This window comes from Mycobacterium sp. NPDC048908 (assembly GCF_043197955.1).
GTDB lineage: Bacteria > Actinomycetota > Actinomycetes > Mycobacteriales > Mycobacteriaceae > Mycobacterium.
In genome coordinates this window covers 159992-181258 of the sequence record NZ_JBICUE010000011.1, presented here as the reverse complement: position 1 = coordinate 181258, position 21267 = coordinate 159992, and the positions used below count along the sequence as shown (strand labels likewise).

The window sequence follows — 21267 nt, the reverse complement described above, 5'->3', positions numbered from 1 at the left end:
GATGCCGACGCTACGGGAGCCATCATGTCCGATGATTTCACTCGATCCGCCGCACACAACCTGGTGCGATATTCGCAGGTCTGGGAGGACCACTGCCTTCTCGAGCGCGCATTCGAACTCAGCCCTGGGACGGATGCGCTGATCGTCGGCAGTGCGGGGGACAATGTGGCGGCACTGTTGCTCGCCGAGCCCGACCGCGTCGTCGCGGTCGACGTCAACCCCACCCAGTGTGCGCTGGTCGAGCTGAAACTGGCTGCTTTGCGGGAGCTTTCGACGTCGGACACCGCAGTATTGCTCGGCGCCGTACCCGGTGACGCGGTAGCCGTCTACCGACAAATCGCGCCCGCACTGTCGACGAGAGCACGCGAGTTCTGGAACCGCCACGACGATCTGCTCACGGCGGGACTGATGGGGTGCGGCCTCCTCGAACGCTACATCGGCGAGTTTCGCGACCACTGGTTCGTCCCGCTGGCCGATCCGATACGGCGGTTGTTCGACTGCCCCGACCTCGATTCGCAACGCGAAGTGTTCCTCCGCGAAATCTATTCGCCGACTCTGGAATCGGCGTTCCGCGCGTATTTCGGTGCACAGATGGCGGGTCGCGGTCGCGACCGCTCGCAGTACAAGTATGTCGACCAGGATCCCGGAGCACATCTCTGGGAAGGGTTTCGGCACGCATTCACCGAGATTCCGGCACACGGCAATTTCTATCTCGAATGGTTGCTGACCGGGCGGTTCGCCGATCTCTCATGTGGACCGCTGCTGCTGCGGCCCGGCGCAGCAGAACGGTTGAGCGGCCTGGTGGACCGGGTCAGTGTCGTGTGCGCAAACCTCTCGGACTACCTCAGCGCCTGCGCCCCAGGCCTATTCACCGCGGCGGGCATGTCCGACATCTTCGAGTATCTCGATCCGAGGTCGTCCGACGACTTGTTCGTCCAGCTTGCGCGCGCGATGCGGCCAGGCGGGCGGATCGCACACTGGAACCTGATGGTGGACCGGCGTGCCCCGGCCATGCTCACCAGGCCGCTGCCGGAGCTGTCCGCCGCCCTCCACGCAGCCGACCGGGTGTTTTTCTACAGCGACTTCATCGTCGATGAGGTGATTTGAGTGCTCACCGAAGCCGGGATGGTGTCACTCTTTTCGGCGCGGGCCGCTGAGCATCCCGACCGGCCCGCACTGGTGGTCGTCGAACCCGAAACCGGCACAGTCGAATCCGCGACCTACGGTGAACTTGCAGCGCGTGCGGCAGCGATCGCCGGCGGCTTGCGCCGAGCCGGCTTGTGCGAAGAGGCACGCGTGCTCCTTGCCGGACCCTTGTCGGTCGATTTTTATGCGCTGGCGCTCGCCCTCGTGGGCTCGGGAGGTGTCGTCGTGTTGCTCGACGGCGCGATGTCGCGCACGCGATTGCTGCGGGCGTTGCGGGCCGCTCGGGTGGCCGCGGTCGTTGGACCGGCACAGTTGTTGAGGCGATGGTGGATGATCCCGCCCCTATGGCGGGTTCGCCGTTACGCGGTTGCCGGCAGACCGCGCGGTACGCATCCGTTCACGGAATTGGTTGGCCCTTGACGGAATTGCGCGACGGTGCGCCCGATGCGGTAGCGAACATCAGCTTCACGTCCGGCAGCAGCGGCCACGCCAAGGGGGCGGTACGCACCAACGCCATCCTGGCGGCGCAACAGGGCGCGCTGGCCGCGGAATTGCCTGCCTGCGACGGCGACGTGGACATGACGGCCTTTCCCGCCGCAGTCTTCCCGAATCTGTGCACGGGTGCGACCACCGTGATCCCGCCCGTGGACCTGCGCGAACCAGCCTCGATCGATCCGCGGGCCGTGCTGGCATCGATTCAGGCCAACGCGGTCACGACCGTGTCGGCGGCACCCGCGTTCGCCCGGCGGCTGGCCGCGCACATCCACGCGACCGGGGCGCGGCCGCAATCGGTGCGGCGGGTGATCGTCGGCGGCGCCCCGGTGAACCGATCCCTGTGCGGCCTGGTCGCCTCGGCGTTCCCGGATGCCGAGACGCTGGTGGTCTACGGCTCGACCGAAGCCGAACCGGTCGCGCACGTGCGGATGGCAGAGGTGCTCGACTCCGCCGGCGACGGGCTGCTCGTCGGCAGACCGGTCGACGCCGCGGACGTGGCTCTCGTGGAGCTGCCCGGGCGCATCGACGGACCTCTCGCCCAGCGGGCGCTCGAGGCCGCGCACCGCAGCGTCGGTGAAGTGATCGTGCGCGGCGCGCACGTCTGCCGTGAGTACGTCGGCGATCCGGATGCCATGGCATCCAACAAGATTTGCATCGAGGACGGAACGGTCTGGCATCGGCTCGGTGATGTCGTCCGCCGCGACGAGCGCGGGCGCCTGTGGTTGCTCGGGCCTCGCGGCGGCACCGTCGTGCACGGCGGCACCGAAGTTCACCCGTTCGTGGTCGAGGAGCAGATTCGGAGGGTACCGGGTGTGCAGGACGCCGCCTTCGTCGCACACCGCATGGCCCAGGAGGGCGAACTTGCCGTCGTGCTCGACGACGAACGTGCGGTCGCCGGTATCGGCGCCGTCCTGCGGGAACTTAGGCTCGACGTGCCGATTCGCCGACTCGGCGCACTTCCCGTCGACGCCAGGCACAACAGCAAGATCGATCGCCCGGCCCTCGCGCGGCAGCTCGAGCGATGGCGTTGGTACGAACCTTGGGGGACGTAAATCGGGATCCGATCGTCTTGGTAAAAATGGGATGCCGGTTTCCAGGCGGTATCACCTCGGCAGACGAACTGTGGCAGGCCGTGATCGATATCAGGACCTGGTGTCGGAGGTACTGGTCGACCGCGGTTAGTCGCAAAACGGTTGGCGCGGAGGCTTTCTCGAGGACGCAGCCGAATTCGACGCGTGGTTCTTCGGCATCAGCCCGCGCGAGGCGCTTGTTGTGGATCCACAGCCGCGTGTGGATCCTCGAAGTCACCTGGAAAGGCAATGGAACACGCGCATCGACCCGACCTCGCTGCTCCGCGAACCGGTTGGTATGTACTCCAACGCGATCGGCGCGCCGAACAACGCCATGATCCCGTCCCCGGTGAACTTGTCGACGGTGCCGCCATACCGCAGCACCACCGCAGCGCACCGGTTCACCAATTCGGTCATGATCGCGCGCCACCGCTCGATATCCAGAGCAGGCGCGATCCATAGAGCGCACCACATCGGTAAACAGGACGGTCACCTGCTTGTACCAAACCGAAACCGCGAACGGGGTACCACACTCGTCACAGAACTTGGCGCTCTCTCGTCGCTCAGTGCCGCACGACCCGCACGCCACGCCCGCCGTCATACGAGCACCATCCTTCAGACGGTCCAACCGATTACTCAGCAATAGGGCGTTCAAAGCGAAGACAGGCGTTATTGACGTCAACTTCAGCAACCATCTGACGCCGCCGAGGGCACTCAGTAGTGATGGGCCGTCATCGCTCGAATTTGCAGTAATCCGCTACTGGGCTCACCGAAACGAACCCGGGTGACGATTCTCTCGCGGAACTCGACCGTCGCAGTACCCGCCGTTCCGCTTTGGAAATAGATGGAGGGGCGACGATGAGTACCGCAAAGCACATTGGTCGTGTTGGGGCATTGGCTATCGCAGTGGGAATCGGGACCGCGGTCACCAACACGCCCGGAGTGGCGCTCGCCGAACCGGCTGATTCCAGCGCGAGTTCGCCGTCTGATTCGCAGTCGTCGTCGAGTTCGTCGCCTGCATCGGGCGCTACGCAATCTGGTACGTCGTCATCGGGTTCGTCAACGCCAGCGCACGAGGCGCGCGGTCGTCGTCGGAGTCCCCTGAATCCGCCCGACGAAATGGCCGTGAGCAGTCCGGGCGGGCTCATCTCGCCGACAGCCGAGTCCAGCCCGACCGGCCCCGCGGCTTCGGTGTCGCCTGCGGGGGAGGTCAGGCGGACGCGTGGGGGTGCGCGCGGTGTGGTGGTCGCCACCGGGGGCCCGCACAGCAGTTCACCGCCGGGCTCATCTGCGTCGGCAGCACCGATACCTGTCGCCGCGGAATCGACCTCGACTTTTTCGGCAGGGGCGGCGAGCACGACCGCGACAGCGGCAACCCCCACCACCAAGACGCCGCAAAGCTTTCGCGCCGATTCAAGAACAGGGTCGGTTGTTGCGGCCGCACCCGACACGGGCTCCACAGCTGCGACGTCCACGCGAACCTCGGCCGGGGTGACCACCCCCGCTAAATCCACGGCAGCGGCCAGCAATCTGGACGCCCGTGTTGTCACCGACGTGATGATGCAGCCGTCGGCGGTGCAGGAGTCGCCGCCGGAGCCGGCGGCCGCTATCAGCACCCCGACCTCCGTCGGCACTGTGTCGACCATGATCAGCGCGGTGCTGTCGCCATTCGCCAGCGACGCGCCGACGCCGCCTGCGGAGCCGCCGATGCTATGGACATTGCTGGCCTTTGCGCGCCGCGAGTTCGAGCGGGCGTTCTCCCTCCCGTCGACGACCGTCAGCCCGCCGGCCGGTCAAATCACCACCGGGCTCTTCACCGACAGCGCGACTTTCGATGGCCAGCCGATAGAGCCGGAAATCGACGGGATGACGGCTACATCAGCTGCGAACGCGTCGGTCCTGGGCGCACTCGCGCAGCTCAACGCCGCCACCGAGGCGCTGGCCACATTTACCGGTGAACCATCGATCGTGTCCCAGCTCTTCACCGTGTTTTATCGGGTCGTGAGTGCGGTCGGGGACTTCTTGGGCGTGGATCTCGCGTCCCCGCTGTTACGGCTGCTATCGAGCGACAGTCCGCCGTGGTTTACCACGCTGGGACTGAACGTGCGGCGCAGCGAGTTCGAGGGGATGCCGGTGTGGACCTTGCAGTCCCCCGGGTCTACATCGGAAAAGATTGTCGTGGCCATTCCCGGCAGCGCGTTCATTGTCCCGCCGACTCTCTTTCATTGGCTCAATTACGCTGCGATGGCGAGCAACACCGGCGCCACCGTTATGGTGCCGATCTACCCAGTGGTGCCACAGGGCGGCACCGCCGGCACGGTCGTGACCGCCATGGCGCACCTGATCTCCTCGCAGATCGATCAGCACGGAGCCGGGAACGTCAGTGTGTACGGCGACTCGTTAGGCGGCACCATCGGGCTTGCCGCGGTGCAGGAGTTGGTGCGTCGCGGTGACCCGGTGCCGTCGCACATGGTGTTGATTTCACCGGCCCTCGATCTCACATTCAGTAATCCAGCCATTCAATTTGTCGACGACCCGGTGTTTCGGGGTCTCTTCTTCTCGAATGTGCGTAAGCATGCCCAGCTTTGGGCCGGAGACCTCGATCTCACCGATCCCCTGGTCAGTCCCCTCTTCGGGCCGCTTGCTGGGCTTCCGCCCACCGCGCTGTACTTCGGCGACATGGAGATCCTTGCGCCCGATGGGCTCGTCCTCCGAGACAAGGCGTTGGCGACGCCCGACGCCGACTTCACCTTCATCCTGCGCAAAGGTGAACTACATATCTGGGCGGTCAACACGATTTTGCCTGAGACGATAGCCGTTCTCCCGGACATCTATCAGCAGCTAGGCATAGCTGCCTGAGTGCGGCGCGACGCGACCGAAATCCGTTCTGCTCGGGCAGTATTCAGAAGCCAACCGCCGAAGCGTAGATGCCAGCCCTTACGTCATGGCCTGGGCCATCGCGATGTGCCTTTCGAAGCCAAGCGATTCCGCCATTCCCCGGTAGCGATCCCAGTAGTCGCGATAGCCAGCCTCGTCACCACGTGCCTGCGCCAGCAGCGCGCGCAGCCGAAGCAGCGTGATCTCAGGTATCGCCGAACCGTCTGCCGGAAGGTTCGCCAACCAGTCGATCGCCTCTTGGGCTTCGGCCAGATCGCCCTCGGCGCCTCGCTCCAACAGCGTCTGCACCAGAATGGCGGCGCCCCAAACGCCATAGAAGAGCTGTCCTGCCTGGTGCAGCTCGTCGACGGCTTGGCGCATCACCGGTATGGCAGCATCGCGCTCGCCGCGCCTGGCCCTTTCCTGGGCGGCCCACAAGTCGGTGACCGGGATGAGGAAGAGGACACGTTTGCGCAGCCATATGTCGCGGACTTGCGTCATCAATTCAAGCCCGCGGTGACGGTCGGCGGCGGCATCCCGACTCAGCAGCGCGACACCCAGCCCGTACGCGGACATGCTCACTGTGACATCGTTGCTGGATCCCTCGGCGCTCTGCATCGCCTCCTCACTCGCGCGCACCGAGGAGTCATCGGCTCGAAGCACCCCGTACTGCATCGCGAAAACGTATGTCCAGGCGACGACACCGGCGAGGGTTGCCGGGTGGTTGCTGTTTCGCGCCATCGCGACGGCGTCGTCGAGGTCCTGCCGCCAGCCGGGACGGCCCAGCCACCACCGAGCAGTGCCGCGCCATGCCAATGCGACGGCCAGCGGTGATTCAATACCGAAGCCGGCGCCCTTGGCGGGATCGCCGGCGGCCAGGTCGATGACGGTCTGTGACCACCTCAAGACCTCACCGGACTCGCCGACACAGAGCCAGTTGCACAACGCAATCCACGTCAGCCCCATGGTCAAGGTGGGCTCGCCGATCGACTCGAGCAGCACCATTTGTTCGGACGCCACACGCGACGCCTCACGCGTGCGCCCGGCGTAGAGCAGCTCGGTGGCCTGCCCGCTCATGCCGATGGCCAGCGAGACTTTGTCCCCGGCCGCGTTGCACAACTGCCGCAGCTCCGCGAATCGGCCCTGGGTTTGCTGCATTGCTCGGCCTTGCCAATCGGTGGCACACAGCATGGTGCGGGGGGCGATGCGCATCGACAATTGGTCGGGGTCGTCGGCAGGCAGCGTGTCGGCGATCTGGCGGGCCCGCTCCCAACTGAGCCGGGCGGCGTCGAGATCGCGGTTGGTGGACCACGCGCCGGCGCGCATGTGCCAGCCGTAGGCGGCGGTCAGCTCGCCGGCGGCCTCGAGGTGTTCGGCGATCAGCGACGCGTTCTGCTCCACCGAGCCGGGTGCATGCTCTTGGATCGCGGCGGCCAGGCGCCGGTGCCACTGGGCGCGATCGGATTTCAGCTGGGACTCGTAGGCCACCGCGCGGATCAGCGGGTGGCGAAAGGCGTACTCGGGACTCGGGGTGAACCTGACCTGATCGATCAGCTCCGCCCTGAGCAGCTCGTCGAGTGCCGGATCGATACCCAATGCGGCAAGCAGCTGCGGCCCGAAGCGGGCGCCGATCACCGAGGCCGCGTTCAACGTCCGTTTGGCCGGGGTGGTCAATCGGTCGACGCGCGCCTCGATGGCCGCCTGCACGGTGGCCGGCACGCTCACCTCGGCAACATCCGCGCGACACACGTAGCCACCGCGCGTCCCCTGCAGCACGCCGCGCTGCGCCAACTCCCGCACCATTTCCTCGGCGAAAAACGGGTTCCCCGCGGCCCGCTCGGCGATGATCGCCGCCAGCTCGCCGACCGAGGGATCCGACCCCAGGAGCTCACCGATCAGCGTCGCGGCGTCCGCATCACCCAGGGGGCGAAGCGCCACCTTCAGGGCGCCGGGCACCCGCATCAGCGCTCCCTCATATTCGGGGCGCGAGGTGATCAACACCATCGACGAGGCGCGCGGAATCACAGCGAGGAAGTCGGCCAACAGCGACTCGCTGACCGCATCGATCCAGTGGGCGTCCTCGATGATGAACAGAGCCGGTTGAGCACGGGCCAGCGCCGCGGTGTTGATCAGTGCGGTCAACCGGCGTCGCCGCGCATCCGGGTCGATGGCGGGAGCCGGCAGCTCGGGGTCGGCGATGCCGAGCAGGTCATCAAGCAGCAGCAGATCCTGCGGGTCGGCATCGGCGACTAGTTCCCGGACCCGGTCGCGTGCGGCTTCGCCGTTGAGGTCGGCCACGCCGGTGCCCGCGCGCAGCAGTCGCCTGACTGCATGGAAGGGGATGTCGCTGGCGTGGGATTCGCAGAAGGCCCACACCACCTCGACCCCGCGAGCGGTCGCGGCCGCCGCGGCTTCCCGGGCCGTCCGGGACTTGCCGATGCCGGGCTCTCCCACCATATTCACGACGCCGCCTCGGCCACCGATCGTGCGCTCCACCGCGGTCTCGAGGGTCGCCATCTCCCAGCGCCGACCGACCAGGCTCGCTTCTTGGCGCTGCGTCACATGGCCTGAAGTCACACCAAGCAATCGGCGCGCGGGGACAGGCTCGTCGGCGCCTTTGATGTGCACCAGTTCCGGTTCACTCAAGACGGCAGAATGTTCGACCAGCCGCGCGGTCGACTCCGACAGCATCACGCCACCGGGCGCCGCAACCGATTCCATCCGCTGCGCCAACCCGACTTGCTCACCGACAGCGGTGTAACCCAATGAGCCCGAACCGATTTCACCTGCTATGACCTGACCGGAGTTCAGCCCGACCCGGACCTGCAATGGACGGCCATCACGGCGCTCGACGTCGGCGGCCAGCCGAACAGCCTCTTGCTGGATGTCCAACGCCGCCAGACACGCCCGTACGGCGTGGTCCTCCAACGCGATCGGCGCGCCGAACAACGCCATGATCCCGTCGCCGGTGAACTTGTCGACCGTGCCGCCATAATGCAGCACCACCGCGGCGCATCGGTTCACCAATTCGGTCATGATTTCGCGCAATCGCTCCGCATCCAGGGTGGCCGCGAGGTCCATCGAGCGGACCACATCGGCGAACAACACCGTCACCTGCTTGTACTCCGCAGCATCGACGGCTGGCAGCAGCGGTGACCCGCACGCAGCACAGAATCGGTCACCCTCGTGTGGCACAGCTCCACACGACCGGCAAACCTCCCTCGCCGGCGTCGCTTCCTGTGCCGCTCTCGCGGCCCCCACTACCCGCACGATCAGCAAAGCGTATGGCTTCATGCGCGCGCTAATGGGGAAAGTGACGATATTGACGCCTGCGGCACAAACGGGAGCCGCAACGACCTGCGGAAGGCTGAGTTACGTTGCTTCGGTGACCAATTCGGGACCCCTTGCCGGGGTGAAAGTTCTCGAACTCGGCGGCATCGGACCAGGCCCGCATGCCGCGATGGTGCTGGCCGACCTCGGCGCCGACGTGGTTCGGGTGCGCAGACCGGGCGGCCTGCAGATGCCCGCCGAAAACCTCGACCTGCTCCACCGCGGCAAGCGCATCGTCGATCTCGACGTCAAGCGGGAGCCGGCCAGGCTGCTGGACCTGGCGGCCAGGGCCGACGTCCTGCTCGACGGGTTCCGGCCCGGTACGTGCGAGCGGCTCGGCATCGGGCCCGACGAGTGCGCGGCGGTCAACCCGCGGCTGATCTACGCCCGCATCACCGGCTGGGGTCAGCACGGGCCGATGGCCAGGGCCGCCGGCCACGACATCAACTACCTGTCCCAGACCGGGGCGCTGTCGGCGATCGGCTACCGCGACCGTCCGCCGGTGGCGCCGTTGAATCTGGTCGCCGACTTCGGTGGCGGGTCGATGTTCGTCCTACTCGGCATCGTCGCGGCGCTCTACGAACGGGAACGGTCGGGTAAGGGACAGGTGATCGACGCCGCGATGGTCGACGGGGTGTCGATCCTCGCGCAGATGGCGTGGACGATGAAGTCGACCGGCTCGCTCAAAGACGAGCGCGAATCGTTCATGCTCGACGGTGGCGCGCCGTTCTACCGCACCTACGAAACCGCCGACGGCAAATACATGGCGGTCGGCGCGATCGAGCCGCAGTTCTTCGAGCAACTGCTGGCCGGGCTCGGGTTGTCGGCCGATGACGTCGACCAACTCGACGTGGCGGCTTTCCCCGAGGTCCACCAGCTGTTCGCGGAGAAGTTTGCAGGCAAGACCCGCGACGAGTGGATCGACATCTTCGCAGGCACCGACGCGTGCGTGACTCCAGTGCTCACATGGCGTGAAGCCGCGCAGAACGAACACCTCAGGGCACGCTCAACACTGGTGACAGCCAACGGCGTTGATCAGGCGGCACCTGCTCCGCGGTTCTCCCGAACCCCCGCGGGTCCGGTCGGCTCACCGCCCGAGACGACCACGCCCATCGACGAAATCGACTGGTGAGAAACATTAGCTGGAAAATAAGCTGCGGTATTTCTGTGAGTTAGCTAGACTTTGCCAGCATGGCTGTCCGGGCATCGAGAGAGGTCGTCTTCGAGGCGTCCCCTGAAGCCATTCTGGAAGCGCTCGCCGACGTGGAATCCGTGCCGACGTGGTCGTCGGTCCACAAGAAGGCCGAGGTTCTCGACCGCCATCCCGACGGCAAGCCCCGCCACGTCAAGGCGACGTTCAAGATCATGGGCATCACCGAGAAGGAAGTGCTGGAATACAACTGGGGCCCGCGCTGGATGGTGTGGGATGCCCAGGCGACGTTCAACCAGCGCGGGCAACACGTCGAGTACAACCTCACGCCCGAGGGCGAGGACAAGACAAGGGTGCGCTTCGACATCATCCTCGACCTGGGCGCGCCGGTGCCTGAGTTCTTGATCAAGCGCGCGAAGAATATCGTGCTCGACGTCGCGACCGAGAGTCTGCGCAGGCAGGTCATGGAGAAGTACGCGTCGTAGGATCTCGCCGCCGCCCTCTGAGCCCTAGTGGCAGGGGAACCCCAGCAAGTGGCGGGCGTCGTGCATGAACTCGTGAATTGCGGTGTTGGAGGAGCCGAACATCGACGATGCGCCTTGGTCGAGGCCCACGAAGTAGAGCGTGAGCAACGCCAGCAGCACGGTCACGCTCAGCCACCCGGCCCCGGCCAGGGTCGTCGATATCGACCGGCTCTTCGCGGATGTCTTACTCATGCCCATCTCCGTTCAATTTCGGCGGCGCCGTCAACAACCGCTTGTCATCGACCACTTTCTGAAGCGCGGCCACCCAGTGGTCGTAGTACTGCCAGTCGCCGCGGCCGTCCGCCGGCGAGTCCTCCCACTCGCCGATCGCCGCGATGAGGCTCTGCTGGAATTCGCTCCACGGGTAATGGCCGAATTCGGACAGCGCCAACGCCAGGCCGAACGCCCGCCGCTGCCATTCGTGCTCGAACTGGGGTGCGGCCTGATCGGTGGTGCAGGTGTCGTGCAGCCTCATGCCGCTTGTCCCGCCAACGCGACACCCATCATGGATTCCGTGGTCACCAGATCCATCAGCATCTCCTCCGTGAAATCCTCGGTGCCATCCGGCCTTTCGGGGATGACGAACCACCGCGAGTGCCCGCTGCTGTCCCAGACCTTGATCTCGGTGTCGTCGGGCAGCGCAAGGCCGACTTCGGCGAGCACCTTGCGCGGTTCGCGGGCGGCCCTGGCGCGGAACACCGGATCCTTGTACCAGTACGGCGGGAGCCCGAGCACCGGCCACGGGAAGCATGAGCACAACGTGCAGATGATCAGGTTGTGCACACCGGGTGCGTTCGCGACGGCCTGCAGATGCTCGCCCTCCGCGCCCGCCATTCCGTCGGGGAGGTCGAGTTCGGCGATCGCGGCGGGGGTGTCCTCGACCAGCCTGGCCGCGAACTCGGGATCCGTCCACGCCTTGACGACGATCCGCTTACCGTTCAGCGGCGTCATCTCGGATTCGAAGTAGGCAAGCACCTTGTCGACCGTTTGGGCGTTGATCACACCCTTGGAGATCAGAAGTGATTCCAGCGCTTCGACTTTCGCCGCGCTGGAGGCTTCGCGATCTTCGGGATACTGAAATTGGCCGCTCATCACATACCTTCCAGGTAGGCCTCGAACAATTCGGCGTAGAACATCTGGGGGCCGGTTTCGGCCTGCGGACCGAACAGTTCGGACGGTTCGAACGCGACGATGTAGACCGGCATCGGGCTGCCGATGCCATCGCCGGTCTCGACGAAATAGGCGTAATCGCCCTCGAAAATGCGCTCGACGGTGCCGGTCTTACCGCGGAGGTGGCCAGGCAGTCGGGTGTGCTCGGCCACGGGCACGTTGGTGATCCGGACACGATCACCGATGGCGAACCGCGGATGCGCCACGTCCCGGCGAGGCGAGTCGCCCTGGCGGAGGTAGCGCGTCACCTGGTCGTCGATCGCGGGCCGCGGATCGGGAGTGGTGGGTGCCGCTCCCGACCCCAATTCGCGCTGCCGCGAGGCGAGTTCGTCGCCGGTCAGGTATCCCCTGTCGATCAGGAACTGGGTGATGCCGCCCAGCCACTTCTCGTAATACCGATATTTGAAGTAGTCGAACGGGTCCATCGCCTCGGCGCCGGTGCGGAGATGGGCCCACGTCCAGTGTTCAGCGAATGTTGTGGGCACCTGATCGATCGGGTACTTCGGCAGCGCCGCGCTCAGGTGCTTGGACAGGCCCATCATCGCGACGTGGATGCCGAAGATCCGCTTCTCCCACTCCTCGACGAACACCCGCCTCTCCAGGTCGGTCAGTTCGGGCAGCCCTTCCAGGCCACCGAGATAGTGCTGCAACTTCATGCGGCCGGGTTCCTTCCACGCGGTGACCGAGAGATGAAATCAGCCTCTGGCGACGTTGTTACGACCGTGTTACACCGTGTTTTCAACCTGCGACGAACCAGGACACCGGATGCGCATTTCCGGACATCGCCGCCCTTGGTGCGCTGAATGAGTGCCGCGGCCAAACACGTTGCGATGCTGGTCTATGACGGCGTGCGCACCCTCGATGTGACCGGTCCGTTGGAGGTTTTCGACGTTGCCCGATCGTTGCGGTGTCGCTACACCGTGCAGCTCTACACCGTCGCCGATGGCGCGACGGTGCGTTGCTCGTCGGGCATGACGCTTGGCGCTCTACCGATCTCCGCACTCCCGTCGAAACCCGACACGCTGGTGATTCCCGGCGGCGAATGCCTGGTGAACCCGGGCCCCGACCCCCGTCTAGTGGCGGCCATCCGGCGGTTCTTTCCGGTCGCCCGGCGCACGGCGTCGATATGCGCAGGCTCGTTCGCGCTTGCAGCAGCCGGGCTGCTCGACGGCGTGCGGACCACAACGCACTGGCGCCTCCTCGACACCTTCGCCCGTCGGCATCCCGAGGCGGTGCTGGAATCGGAGTCGGTGTACGTCCGCGACGGCGCGGTGTGGAGCTCGGCCGGGGTGGCGGCAGGCATCGACCTGGCGTTGGCACTGGTGGCCGACGACCACGGGTCCGCGATCGCCCACGAGATCGGCAAGGACATGGTGGTTTTCAGCAGGCGATTGGAGGGCCATCCGCAGCTGTCGGTGTCCGCACGCACCCCGCGGCCCCGGCATGCCGGGCTGGAGCACCTGCTCCAGACCATCAACGCCGAGCCCGCGCGAAAGTACACACTGGACAAGGTCGCCGCCGATATCGGTGTCAGCGCGCGGCATCTGGCCCGGCTGTTCAGGTCGCAGGTGGGCTGCACGTTGCGGGAGTACGTGGTGGCGGTGCGAATGGAGAGTGCGGTCGGGCTGGTGCTTGGCGGCGAATCGTTTCACACCGCGGCGCGCAGGTGCGGCTTGCGGGACGGCTCGCAGTTGCGCGAACTGCTGGCGTCGCCGCCATCACCGTTCCGGCGTTGAGGCTAGCCGCCTAACACCGACAGGCGTCGGATCGCTTCGTCCAGCGTGTCGTCCCGCTTGCAGAACGCGAAGCGCACCAAATGATTCCACGCCTCGGCGTGTGCGGCGCCCGGATCGCAGAACGCGGACATCGGGATTGCCGCGACGCCGGCGCGTTCCGGCAGTTGTGCGCAGAACTCGGTGCTGTCGTGGTATCCGAGCGGCCGCGGATCCGCGCACAAGAAGTACGTGCCGAAGCTGTCGTGAACCTCGAACCCCAAATCCGCCAATGCCGAACCGAGCTTGTCGCGCTTGGCTTGCAACGAATCCCGCAGCGCGGCCACCCAGACGTCCTCGGTGTTGAGCGCATGCGCGATGGCGGGCTGAAACGGCGCACCGCCGACGTAGGACAGATATTGCTTGGCCGCGCGCACACCGGCGATGAGATCGGCTGCGCCGCAAGCCCAACCGATCTTCCAGCCCGTGCAGTTGAACATCTTCGCCGCGCTGGAGATCGTGATCGTGCGTCCCGCCATCCCCGGATAGTTCGCCAGCGGCATGTGACGCTGCCCGTCGAAGACCAGATGCTCGTAGACCTCGTCGGTGATCACCAGCAGGTCGGCGTCCACCGCGAGCCTGGCCAGCGCCCGCAACTCGTCATCGGAGGCCACCATGCCCGTCGGGTTGTGCGGCGAGTTGACGATCAACGCCTTCGTCTTCGGCGTGACCGCTGCGCGCAGCCCGTCGACGTCGATCCGGAAGCCCTTGCCGTCTTGGATCATCGGGATCGCCCGGCGGTCGCAACCCGCCATGGCGATGACAGGGGAGTAGGAGTCGTAGAACGGTTCGATCAACAACACCTCGGAGCCGGGCTCGACGAGGCCCAGCACGGCCGCCGCGATGGCCTCGGTGGCGCCGACGGTGACCAGTACCTCGGTGTCGGGGTCGTATTCGGTGCCGAAGTGCCGGCTGCGTTGTGTGGCGATCGCCTCGCGCAGCGGCGCGATGCCGAGGCCGGGCGGGTACTGGTTGACGCCCTCGGCGATCGCGTTCTCGGCGATCTTGAGCATCGCGGGTGGCCCGTCCTCGTCGGGGAAGCCCTGGCCGAGGTTGACCGCGCCGATGCGGGCGGCCAGCGCCGACATCTCCGCGAAGATTGTGACCGCATAGGGCTCGAGCCGCCGCACCGTCATGCTCGCCGAGCCTAGTTCCCCGGGTTCGGCGGAGATGTGGAGTGCTGAGCATCCTCCCAACCAACAGGTTGGCCGAGGCTGTTAGGCTCGCGCACATGTCTGAAGAAGCCTTCATTTACGAGGCCATCCGCACGCCTCGCGGCAAGCAGCGCAATGGCTCACTGAACGAGGTCAAGCCGCTGAACCTGGTCGTCGGCCTGGTCGACGAACTGCGCAGGCGCTACCCCGACCTGGACGAGACCCTGATCAGCGACATGATCCTGGGCGTCGTGTCGCCGGTGGGCGACCAGGGCGGCGACATCGCCCGCACCGCGGTATTGGCTGCGGGCCTGCCCGAGACCACCGGCGGCGTCCAACTCAACCGGTTCTGCGCCTCGGGCCTGGAGGCCGTCAACACCGCCGCGCAGAAGGTGCGTTCCGGCTGGGACGACCTGGTGCTGGCAGGCGGTGTCGAGTCGATGAGCCGCGTTCCGATGGGCTCCGACGGCGGCGCATGGGCGACCGACCCAGAGACCAACTACCAGATCGGCTTCGTGCCGCAGGGCATCGGCGCCGACCTGATCGCCACCATCGAGGGCTTTTCCCGTGAGGACGTCGACCGGTACGCGCTGCGCAGCCAGCAGAAGGCCGCCGCGGCATGGTCGGGCGGTTACTTCGCCAAGTCGGTCGTGCCGGTGCGCGACCAGAACGGCTTGGTCATCCTCGACCACGACGAGCACATGCGCCCCGACACCACGCTCGAGGGCCTTGGCAAGCTGAAGACCGCGTTCGACGGCATCGGCGAGATGGGCGGCTTCGACGATGTGGCGCTGCAGAAGTACCACTGGGTCGAGAAGATCAACCACGTCCACACCGGCGGCAACAGCTCGGGCATCGTGGACGGCGCCGCTCTCGTGCTCGTCGGCAGTGAAAAAGCAGGCACCTCACAGGGATTGACCCCACGGGCGCGCATCGTGGCCACCGCCACCAGCGGTGCCGATCCGGTCATCATGCTGACCGGCCCGACGCCCGCCACCCGTAAGGTGCTCGACCGCGCAGGTCTGACGGTCGACGACATCGACCTGTTCGAGCTGAACGAGGCCTTCGCCTCGGTGGTGCTGAAGTTCCAGAAGGACCTGAACATCCCCGACGAGAAGCTCAACGTCAACGGTGGCGCCATCGCGATGGGGCACCCGCTGGGCGCCACCGGCGCCATGATCACCGGCACCATGGTCGACGAGCTCGAGCGTCGCAACGCCCGTCGCGCGTTGGTCACGCTGTGCATCGGCGGGGGCATGGGTGTCGCGACCATCATCGAGAGGGTGTAGGACGACCAAATGGGCACTGTGAACACGATCAAGTGGGACAAGGATGCCGACGGCATCGTCACCCTGACACTCGACGACCCCACCGGCTCGGCGAACGTGATGAACGAGCATTACAGCGAGTCCATGCACAACGCCGTGGAAAAGCTGGTCGCCGAGAAGGATTCGATCACCGGTGTGGTGATCACCAGCGCGAAGAAGACCTTCTTCGCCGGCGGTGACCTGAAGGGCATGATCAAGCTCGGCCCGGAGAATGCCGGCGAGGCGTTCGACACCGTCGAGTCGGTCAAGGCCGACCTGCGCAAGCTGGAGACGCTGGGCAAGCCGGTCGTGGCTGCCATCAACGGCGCCGCGCTTGGCGGCGGCCTCGAGATCGCGTTGGCCTGCCATCACCGCATCGCCGCCGATGTCAAGGGCAGCGTGCTGGGCCTGCCCGAGGTGACGCTGGGTCTGCTGCCCGGCGGCGGTGGCGTCACGCGGACGGTGCGGATGTTCGGCATCCAGAAAGCGTTCATGGAGTTGCTGAGCCAGGGCACCCGGTTCAAGCCTGCCAAGGCCAAGGAGGTCGGCCTGGTCGACGAGGTCCTGCCGACCGTCGAGGAATTGGTGCCGAGGGCTAAGGCTTGGATAACGGAGGTCAAGGCCAACCCTGAGGCGCACACCCAGCCGTGGGATGCCAAGGGCTACAAGATGCCAGGCGGCACCCCGAGCAGCCCCGGTTTGGCGGGCATTCTGCCGTCGTTCCCAGCTCTGCTGAAGAAGCAGCTCAAGGGCGCGCCGATGCCCGCCCCGCGGGCGATCCTCGACGCGGCCGTCGAGGGTGCGCAGGTGGACTTCGACACGGCCAGCCGCATCGAGAGCCGCTATTTCACACAGCTGGTCACCGGCCAGGTCGCCAAGAACATGATCCAGGCGTTCTTCTTCGACCTGCAGCACATCAACGGCGGCGGTTCGCGGCCCGACGGCATCGAGCCGGTCAAGATCAACAAGATCGGTGTGCTTGGCGCCGGGATGATGGGCGCGGGCATCGCGTATGTGTCGGCCAAGGCCGGTTTCGACGTGGTGCTCAAGGATGTCAGCATCGAGGCCGCGCAGAAGGGCAAGGGCTACTCGGAGAAGCTGGAGGCCAAGGCGCTGCAGCGGGGCAAGACCACCGAGGACAAGAGCAAGGCGCTGCTCGACCGCATCACGCCGACCGCCGATGCCGCTGATTTCGCCGGGGTCGACTTCGTCATCGAGGCCGTGTTCGAAAGCCAGGACCTCAAGCACAAGGTGTTCGGTGAGATCGAGGACATCGTCGAGCCCAACGCGCTGCTCGGCTCGAACACCTCGACGCTGCCGATCACCGGTCTTGCCACCGGTGTGAAGCGCCAAGAGGACTTCATCGGGATCCACTTCTTCTCACCCGTCGACAAGATGCCGTTGGTCGAGATCATCAAGGGCGAGAAGACCTCTGACGAGGCGCTGGCCCGGGTGTTCGACTACACGCTGGCCATCGGCAAGACGCCGATCGTCGTCAACGACAGCCGTGGCTTCTTCACCAGCCGCGTCATCGGCACCTTCGTCAACGAGGCGTTGGCGATGCTCGGCGAGGGCGTCGAGCCGGCGTCGATCGAGCACGCGGGTTCGCAGGCCGGTTATCCTGCGCCGCCGCTTCAGCTTTCGGACGAGCTGAACCTCGAACTGATGCACAAGATCGCCGTCGCCACCCGCAAGGGTGTCGAAGACGCGGGCGGTACGTACGAGCCGCACCCGGCCGAGGCGGTCGTCGAGAAGATGATCGAGATCGGACGTCCGTCACGGTTGAAGGGCGCCGGCTTCTACGAGTACGTCGACGGCAAGCGCACCGGGCTGTGGCCGGGTCTTCGCGAGACGTTCAACTCCGGTTCTGCACAGATCCCTTTGCAGGACATGATCGATCGGATGCTGTTCGCCGAGGCGCTCGAGACGCAGAAGTGCCTCGACGAGGGTGTGCTGACCTCGACCGCCGACGCCAACATCGGCTCGATCATGGGCATCGGCTTCCCGCCCTACACCGGTGGTTCGGCGCAGTTCATCGTCGGCTACTCCGGTGCCCTCGGCACGGGCAAGGACGCCTTCGTGGCCCGCGCCAAGGAGTTGGCCGCCCGCTACGGCGACCGCTTCCTGCCGCCGGATTCACTGACCAGCTAGAGGTAAACGCGCAGAGCCCCCGGAACAGATTTGTTTCGGGGGTTTTGCTCATGCAGCCAGCAATTCGTTCTGCGACAACGGATTTGCCGCGTGATTGCTCGCCAGCGCGTCGAGTACCACCGACCACACCTGAGGGCTCAGGACGATGCCGAGGTGCCCGGCGGGCAGGCCCGGGTAGAGATCCTGCAGAACGATGTTCGTCACGTTGTCCCCTTGGAGCAACTGCTGCGTGTACGGCGTGACGATCTCGTCGTTCTTGGAGATGATCGTGGTGTACAGCACTCCTGGGCGGGTGTCGCCGTTGCCGTACACCTCCTGCTGAAATGCGTTGCCCATCGCCTGCTGTTCCAGGGCCGGGCCCAACGCGTTCGCGAGACCGACCAGAAGCGGCCCGAGGATCGGCAGCCCTTGCAGGCCGACCAGACCCGAGGCGTCGGTGCCGTGGTTACTCGGCGCGATGCCGATGACTTGTGACACCTTGTTGGCCCCGCCGAGATTGTTGATGTAGTACGCGGGCAGGATCCCGCCGCCCTGTGAATGGCCGATGAGGATCACCTTCGGTGCGCCGGTCTCGTCGAGAACCTTCTGGACCTCGGCAGCGAGTTGTTTTCCGGACTCCCGGATGTCGTCGGTGGCCTGGATCGGGTAGTTCGGATCCTGCCCGACGTTGCCGTAGTTGAACGTATAGACCTTGTAGCCGGCGTTGGCGAGGACGGGTGCGCCGACGCTCCAGTTGACGCCCTGGGTGGTGGTCGTCCCATTGAGCAAAATGATCGGCAGCGGATGTTCGGGCGTGACCGTGATCCGCGGGTTGTTCGCGCCCGGCGGCGGCCTTTGCGGAGTGAAGAACGCCAGCCCGTTGAGGATCCCGTAGGTCACCGGAAACGGCCCGGTGCCGACGGAACCGGGCGGTGCACCGATCAACGTCCTGCCGACGGCGGCGGCCGAGTTCGCCACCGCGGACGCCAGCGCATATGGCGCTCCGAAGAAGATGTGCGGTCCGAAGATGTTGGCGACGGTATCGGCCGCGGTGTAAACCACCGACACCGCGACGACTCCCACATCGGATACCAGCCCGACGACCTCTCGGGGGCGCGGAGCTCTGATGGTCGGCGTGCTGGACACCGCGGGGGCGACCGAAGCGATCTTCATCGCCACCGGTTGCGGGTTGGGCGGCGTGGATCCCACGGCGCCTCGAGGTGTGGGGGTGTCGGTCGTGGAGGGCTGCGCGTCGTCGGCGACCGGCTTCGCGGGCTTGGCGACCTTCGTCGACGTGGCGGTCAGGCCGGGTCGGCGAGGCTTGTGACGGGTCTGCGGCGAATCGTCCGACTTTGAAGTCGCCCGTGGGTTTTCGTCACCGCTGGCGGTGTCGTCGGCTTTGGTCGGTGCATCCGTGGCGGCTTCCGATGCCGCTTTGTCCTTCTGGATGGACCGCTTCGGCCGGTCGGGCTTCGACGCTTTCACCGGTGCCGGCTTCGGGCCGGGCGAACTCTCCGACGTGGACGTGTCGGCGGAGGGAGAGGTGTCGTCGGCGTGTGCGATGCCACTGCTCAGTCCGACGGCGACCCAGGCCGACAACACGAAGGTGACGACGGTTAACCGCAGCCACCAGAGAAAGGTTGACTTCGCCGACACTGGCTGACCTCCCGACCGGTAGGCATGCAATGTATCCAGCGCACGACCCCGGTTGTCCTGATATCGGCAAACATTCAGAAGGTGTCGGGAACGGGGCGCTCAGCGACAGCGTGACGAGACTTCAAGCATCGCGACACCGTGCGGTGCCACCGTGCGCGCGATCGCGCCGGTGCTCGTCGTCTCGGTGTGGCTCCACAGATCACGCACCGTGTAGCAGGGCGCGCTGCGCAGGCCGGCGCCGGCGGCGCTGGTGGCGATGTCGGCGGACTTGTCGTCGGGATTGAACAGTGCGACCGCCACACCGCCGCCTGACAGCGGTTTCACCAGCACCCGGTTTTCCTGTGGCAACGCAGTGGCCTGCACAACCAACGGATCTTGATCGACGGCGATGACCTCCCGATTGGTCAGGATGTCGCGCGTCTGATCGCTCATCGTTCGAATGTCGTTGCCCGCCAGCAGCGGTGCGGCGAGCATGGCCCACAGCGAAAAGTGGGTGCGCTGTTCGGAATCGGTGAGACCCGGTTGGCCGTTGGCGCGCCACGAAACGTCGGCGTCGGACAGCGCAAGCTTCATGCGCAGCTTTTCGAGACGTTCCGGCGTCAGTTGATCCTGCGCCACGATGACGCGGCTGAAGTCGAGATGGTTGACGAAGAAGTCGCGCCATGACAGGCCGACGACGAGCATGTCCGGGTCGTTGAAATACCCGGGGTGCCCCCGCGAAGCCGCCGGTGACGACGCGCGAAACTCGTCGGGCACCCCCAGGTAAGAGCCGGTGAGAAAGGAATCCGAGCTGTCCAGGGGTGGCAACGTGCTGCGCCAGACCGGAACCAGGTCGGCGGTGTTACGGGTCATGTCCGCGATGGCCGACCAGTCGTATTGCGTTCCGGCATGGTGGTTGTTCGAGCTGTTCGGATTGATGCTGTAGAAGATGCGACGTCCGGTGGAGCGCAACGCGTTTCGCATTGCGGTGAAGAGCCTGACCTGGTCGGCGTGGTTGGCGTCGTTGCGGCACCAGTCGTATTTCAGATAGTCGACGCCCCACCCCGCGAACGTCTGAGCGTCGGTGTCTTCGTGCCCCGCGCTGGCGATCCGGGGATCCTGCCCACACGTCTCGTCGTATGGACTGGCGTACAGGCCGAGCAGCATGCCGCGGTCGTGTACGTAGCGGGCCAACGCCGCGATGCCATGAGGAAACGTGATCGGATCGGCGCGCAATCTGTGGTCCGACCCGCGGGTCGGGGCCGCCCAGCCGGCGTCCAGGTTCACGTAGCGATAGCCGGCGTCGCGCATGCCGGAGGACACCATCGCGTCGACGGTGGCCCTGACGGTGTCCTCGGTCAGCGGAATGCCGGAGTTCCACGAGTTCCAACCCATCGGCGGCGTGAGCCGTTGCGGCGCTCCGGTGTCGGTCGCCGTCGCACAGCCACTGACGTAGGCGAAGGCAAGGATCAGTGCCGCGACGGTCGAGCACAGCCGTAGGCCCACC

Annotated in this window: 18 protein-coding genes and 2 pseudogenes; 10 read left to right on the top strand and 10 right to left on the bottom strand. The window is 66.0% G+C overall.

From position 1 onward, the window contains the following. The first annotated feature begins 24 nt into the window (after nucleotides 1–24). From ACGFK1_RS25065 to ACGFK1_RS25050, 4 genes and pseudogenes are all read left to right on the top strand, one after another. Complete coding sequence (locus ACGFK1_RS25065; protein WP_393435752.1) at nucleotides 25–1107, top strand: DUF3419 family protein; 1083 nt, start codon at nucleotides 25–27, stop codon at nucleotides 1105–1107. After that, on the top strand, nucleotides 1108–1566 hold the full coding sequence (locus ACGFK1_RS25060) for an AMP-binding protein (protein ID WP_393435749.1): 459 nt from the start codon (nucleotides 1108–1110) through the stop codon (nucleotides 1564–1566). Beyond that, entirely contained in the window at nucleotides 1563–2693 is a 1131-nt protein-coding gene (locus ACGFK1_RS25055) for an AMP-binding protein (RefSeq protein WP_393435746.1), read from the top strand. Before ACGFK1_RS25060 ends, ACGFK1_RS25055 begins: the two co-directional genes overlap by 4 nt. Before the next feature lie 196 nt (nucleotides 2694–2889). Next, nucleotides 2890–2955: pseudogene (locus ACGFK1_RS25050) on the top strand (hypothetical protein); the annotation flags it as partial. 59 nt (nucleotides 2956–3014) lie between these two features. On the opposite strand, the pseudogene ACGFK1_RS25045 reads toward ACGFK1_RS25050, so the two are convergent. Both ACGFK1_RS25045 and ACGFK1_RS25040 read right to left on the bottom strand, forming a co-directional pair. Continuing rightward, nucleotides 3015–3312 (bottom strand): annotated as a pseudogene (locus ACGFK1_RS25045) (zinc-ribbon domain-containing protein); the annotation flags it as partial. Nucleotides 3313–3442: 130 nt separating this feature from the next. After that, nucleotides 3443–4357 carry a hypothetical protein gene (locus tag ACGFK1_RS25040; RefSeq protein WP_393435743.1) on the bottom strand — a complete coding sequence of 305 codons (915 nt, stop codon included), beginning with the start codon at nucleotides 4355–4357 and terminating at the stop codon, nucleotides 3443–3445. Between ACGFK1_RS25040 and ACGFK1_RS25035 the strand changes: the two genes are divergently transcribed. Further along, nucleotides 4356–5570, top strand: coding sequence for an alpha/beta hydrolase fold domain-containing protein (locus tag ACGFK1_RS25035; RefSeq protein ID WP_393435740.1), 1215 nt, complete (start codon nucleotides 4356–4358; stop codon nucleotides 5568–5570). The two genes, ACGFK1_RS25040 and ACGFK1_RS25035, sit on opposite strands and share 2 nt — an antisense overlap. A 78-nt stretch (nucleotides 5571–5648) precedes the next feature. On the opposite strand, the gene ACGFK1_RS25030 is transcribed toward ACGFK1_RS25035, so the two are convergent. Further along, complete coding sequence (locus ACGFK1_RS25030; RefSeq protein ID WP_393435737.1) at nucleotides 5649–8882, bottom strand: ATP-binding protein; 3234 nt, start codon at nucleotides 8880–8882, stop codon at nucleotides 5649–5651. Between the two features lie 91 nt (nucleotides 8883–8973). Here ACGFK1_RS25030 and ACGFK1_RS25025 point away from each other — a divergent pair, with 91 nt between their 5' ends. Further along, on the top strand, nucleotides 8974–10050 hold the full coding sequence (locus ACGFK1_RS25025; protein WP_393435734.1) for a CaiB/BaiF CoA transferase family protein: 1077 nt from the start codon (nucleotides 8974–8976) through the stop codon (nucleotides 10048–10050). Nucleotides 10051–10109: 59 nt separating this feature from the next. Beyond that, a complete protein-coding gene (locus ACGFK1_RS25020; protein ID WP_393435732.1) occupies nucleotides 10110–10553 on the top strand; it encodes an SRPBCC family protein in 444 nt (147 codons plus the stop codon). A gap of 24 nt (nucleotides 10554–10577) precedes the next feature. Here ACGFK1_RS25020 and ACGFK1_RS25015 read toward each other — a convergent pair whose 3' ends face one another. From ACGFK1_RS25015 to nthB, 4 genes are read right to left on the bottom strand one after another with little or no spacing between them, the layout of a single operon-like run. After that, nucleotides 10578–10784: a CbtB domain-containing protein gene (locus tag ACGFK1_RS25015; protein ID WP_393435729.1), complete on the bottom strand. Its 207-nt coding sequence runs from the start codon at nucleotides 10782–10784 to the stop codon at nucleotides 10578–10580. Continuing rightward, nucleotides 10777–11067: a nitrile hydratase accessory protein gene (locus ACGFK1_RS25010; RefSeq protein ID WP_393435726.1), complete on the bottom strand. Its 291-nt coding sequence runs from the start codon at nucleotides 11065–11067 to the stop codon at nucleotides 10777–10779. Before ACGFK1_RS25010 ends, ACGFK1_RS25015 begins: the two co-directional genes overlap by 8 nt. Further along, nucleotides 11064–11684, bottom strand: a complete 621-nt coding sequence (nthA, locus tag ACGFK1_RS25005; protein ID WP_393435723.1) for a nitrile hydratase subunit alpha — start codon at nucleotides 11682–11684, stop codon at nucleotides 11064–11066. The genes ACGFK1_RS25010 and nthA overlap by 4 nt, the downstream gene beginning before the upstream one ends. Next, nucleotides 11684–12418 (bottom strand): nitrile hydratase subunit beta, encoded by a 735-nt coding sequence (gene nthB / locus ACGFK1_RS25000; RefSeq protein ID WP_393435720.1) that lies wholly within the window; start codon nucleotides 12416–12418, stop codon nucleotides 11684–11686. Before nthB ends, nthA begins: the two co-directional genes overlap by 1 nt. 147 nt (nucleotides 12419–12565) lie before the next feature. Here nthB and ACGFK1_RS24995 point away from each other — a divergent pair, with 147 nt between their 5' ends. Further along, nucleotides 12566–13498 carry a GlxA family transcriptional regulator gene (locus ACGFK1_RS24995; protein WP_393435717.1) on the top strand — a complete coding sequence of 311 codons (933 nt, stop codon included), beginning with the start codon at nucleotides 12566–12568 and terminating at the stop codon, nucleotides 13496–13498. 2 nt (nucleotides 13499–13500) lie between these two features. Here the strand turns inward: ACGFK1_RS24995 and ACGFK1_RS24990 are convergent, their stop codons facing one another. After that, the gene (locus ACGFK1_RS24990; protein WP_393435714.1) at nucleotides 13501–14670 is read right to left on the bottom strand and encodes a pyridoxal phosphate-dependent aminotransferase; all 1170 of its coding nucleotides are present in this window, start codon (nucleotides 14668–14670) and stop codon (nucleotides 13501–13503) included. A gap of 95 nt (nucleotides 14671–14765) precedes the next feature. On the opposite strand from ACGFK1_RS24990, the gene ACGFK1_RS24985 reads away from it, so the two are divergent. After that, nucleotides 14766–15977, top strand: coding sequence for an acetyl-CoA C-acetyltransferase (locus ACGFK1_RS24985; protein ID WP_393435711.1), 1212 nt, complete (start codon nucleotides 14766–14768; stop codon nucleotides 15975–15977). 9 nt (nucleotides 15978–15986) lie between these two features. Further along, nucleotides 15987–18146 carry a 3-hydroxyacyl-CoA dehydrogenase NAD-binding domain-containing protein gene (locus tag ACGFK1_RS24980; protein WP_393435708.1) on the top strand — a complete coding sequence of 720 codons (2160 nt, stop codon included), beginning with the start codon at nucleotides 15987–15989 and terminating at the stop codon, nucleotides 18144–18146. A 48-nt stretch (nucleotides 18147–18194) separates the two neighbouring features. Here the strand turns inward: ACGFK1_RS24980 and ACGFK1_RS24975 are convergent, their stop codons facing one another. Then, a complete protein-coding gene (locus tag ACGFK1_RS24975) occupies nucleotides 18195–19781 on the bottom strand; it encodes an alpha/beta fold hydrolase (RefSeq protein WP_393435705.1) in 1587 nt (528 codons plus the stop codon). A 99-nt stretch (nucleotides 19782–19880) separates the two neighbouring features. After that, nucleotides 19881–21266, bottom strand: coding sequence for a glycoside hydrolase family 27 protein (locus ACGFK1_RS24970; protein ID WP_393435702.1), 1386 nt, complete (start codon nucleotides 21264–21266; stop codon nucleotides 19881–19883). Nucleotide 21267 lies beyond the last annotated feature (1 nt).

What these genes read in the sequence shown, in the direction of transcription:
- ACGFK1_RS25065 (WP_393435752.1), top strand. Translation starts at nt 25, where the DNA reads ATGTCCGATGATTTCACTCGATCCGCCGCACACAACCTGGTGCGATAT.
- ACGFK1_RS24990 (WP_393435714.1), bottom strand. Translation starts at nt 14,670, where the DNA reads ATGACGGTGCGGCGGCTCGAGCCCTATGCGGTCACAATCTTCGCGGAG.
- ACGFK1_RS25015 (WP_393435729.1), bottom strand. Translation starts at nt 10,784, where the DNA reads ATGAGTAAGACATCCGCGAAGAGCCGGTCGATATCGACGACCCTGGCC.
- ACGFK1_RS25030 (WP_393435737.1), bottom strand. Translation starts at nt 8,882, where the DNA reads ATGAAGCCATACGCTTTGCTGATCGTGCGGGTAGTGGGGGCCGCGAGA.
- nthB (WP_393435720.1), bottom strand. Translation starts at nt 12,418, where the DNA reads ATGAAGTTGCAGCACTATCTCGGTGGCCTGGAAGGGCTGCCCGAACTG.
- ACGFK1_RS25040 (WP_393435743.1), bottom strand. Translation starts at nt 4,357, where the DNA reads ATGGTCGACACAGTGCCGACGGAGGTCGGGGTGCTGATAGCGGCCGCC.
- ACGFK1_RS25035 (WP_393435740.1), top strand. Translation starts at nt 4,356, where the DNA reads ATGATCAGCGCGGTGCTGTCGCCATTCGCCAGCGACGCGCCGACGCCG.
- ACGFK1_RS24985 (WP_393435711.1), top strand. Translation starts at nt 14,766, where the DNA reads ATGTCTGAAGAAGCCTTCATTTACGAGGCCATCCGCACGCCTCGCGGC.
- nthA (WP_393435723.1), bottom strand. Translation starts at nt 11,684, where the DNA reads ATGAGCGGCCAATTTCAGTATCCCGAAGATCGCGAAGCCTCCAGCGCG.
- ACGFK1_RS24980 (WP_393435708.1), top strand. Translation starts at nt 15,987, where the DNA reads ATGGGCACTGTGAACACGATCAAGTGGGACAAGGATGCCGACGGCATC.
- ACGFK1_RS24995 (WP_393435717.1), top strand. Translation starts at nt 12,566, where the DNA reads ATGAGTGCCGCGGCCAAACACGTTGCGATGCTGGTCTATGACGGCGTG.
- ACGFK1_RS25020 (WP_393435732.1), top strand. Translation starts at nt 10,110, where the DNA reads ATGGCTGTCCGGGCATCGAGAGAGGTCGTCTTCGAGGCGTCCCCTGAA.
- ACGFK1_RS25010 (WP_393435726.1), bottom strand. Translation starts at nt 11,067, where the DNA reads ATGAGGCTGCACGACACCTGCACCACCGATCAGGCCGCACCCCAGTTC.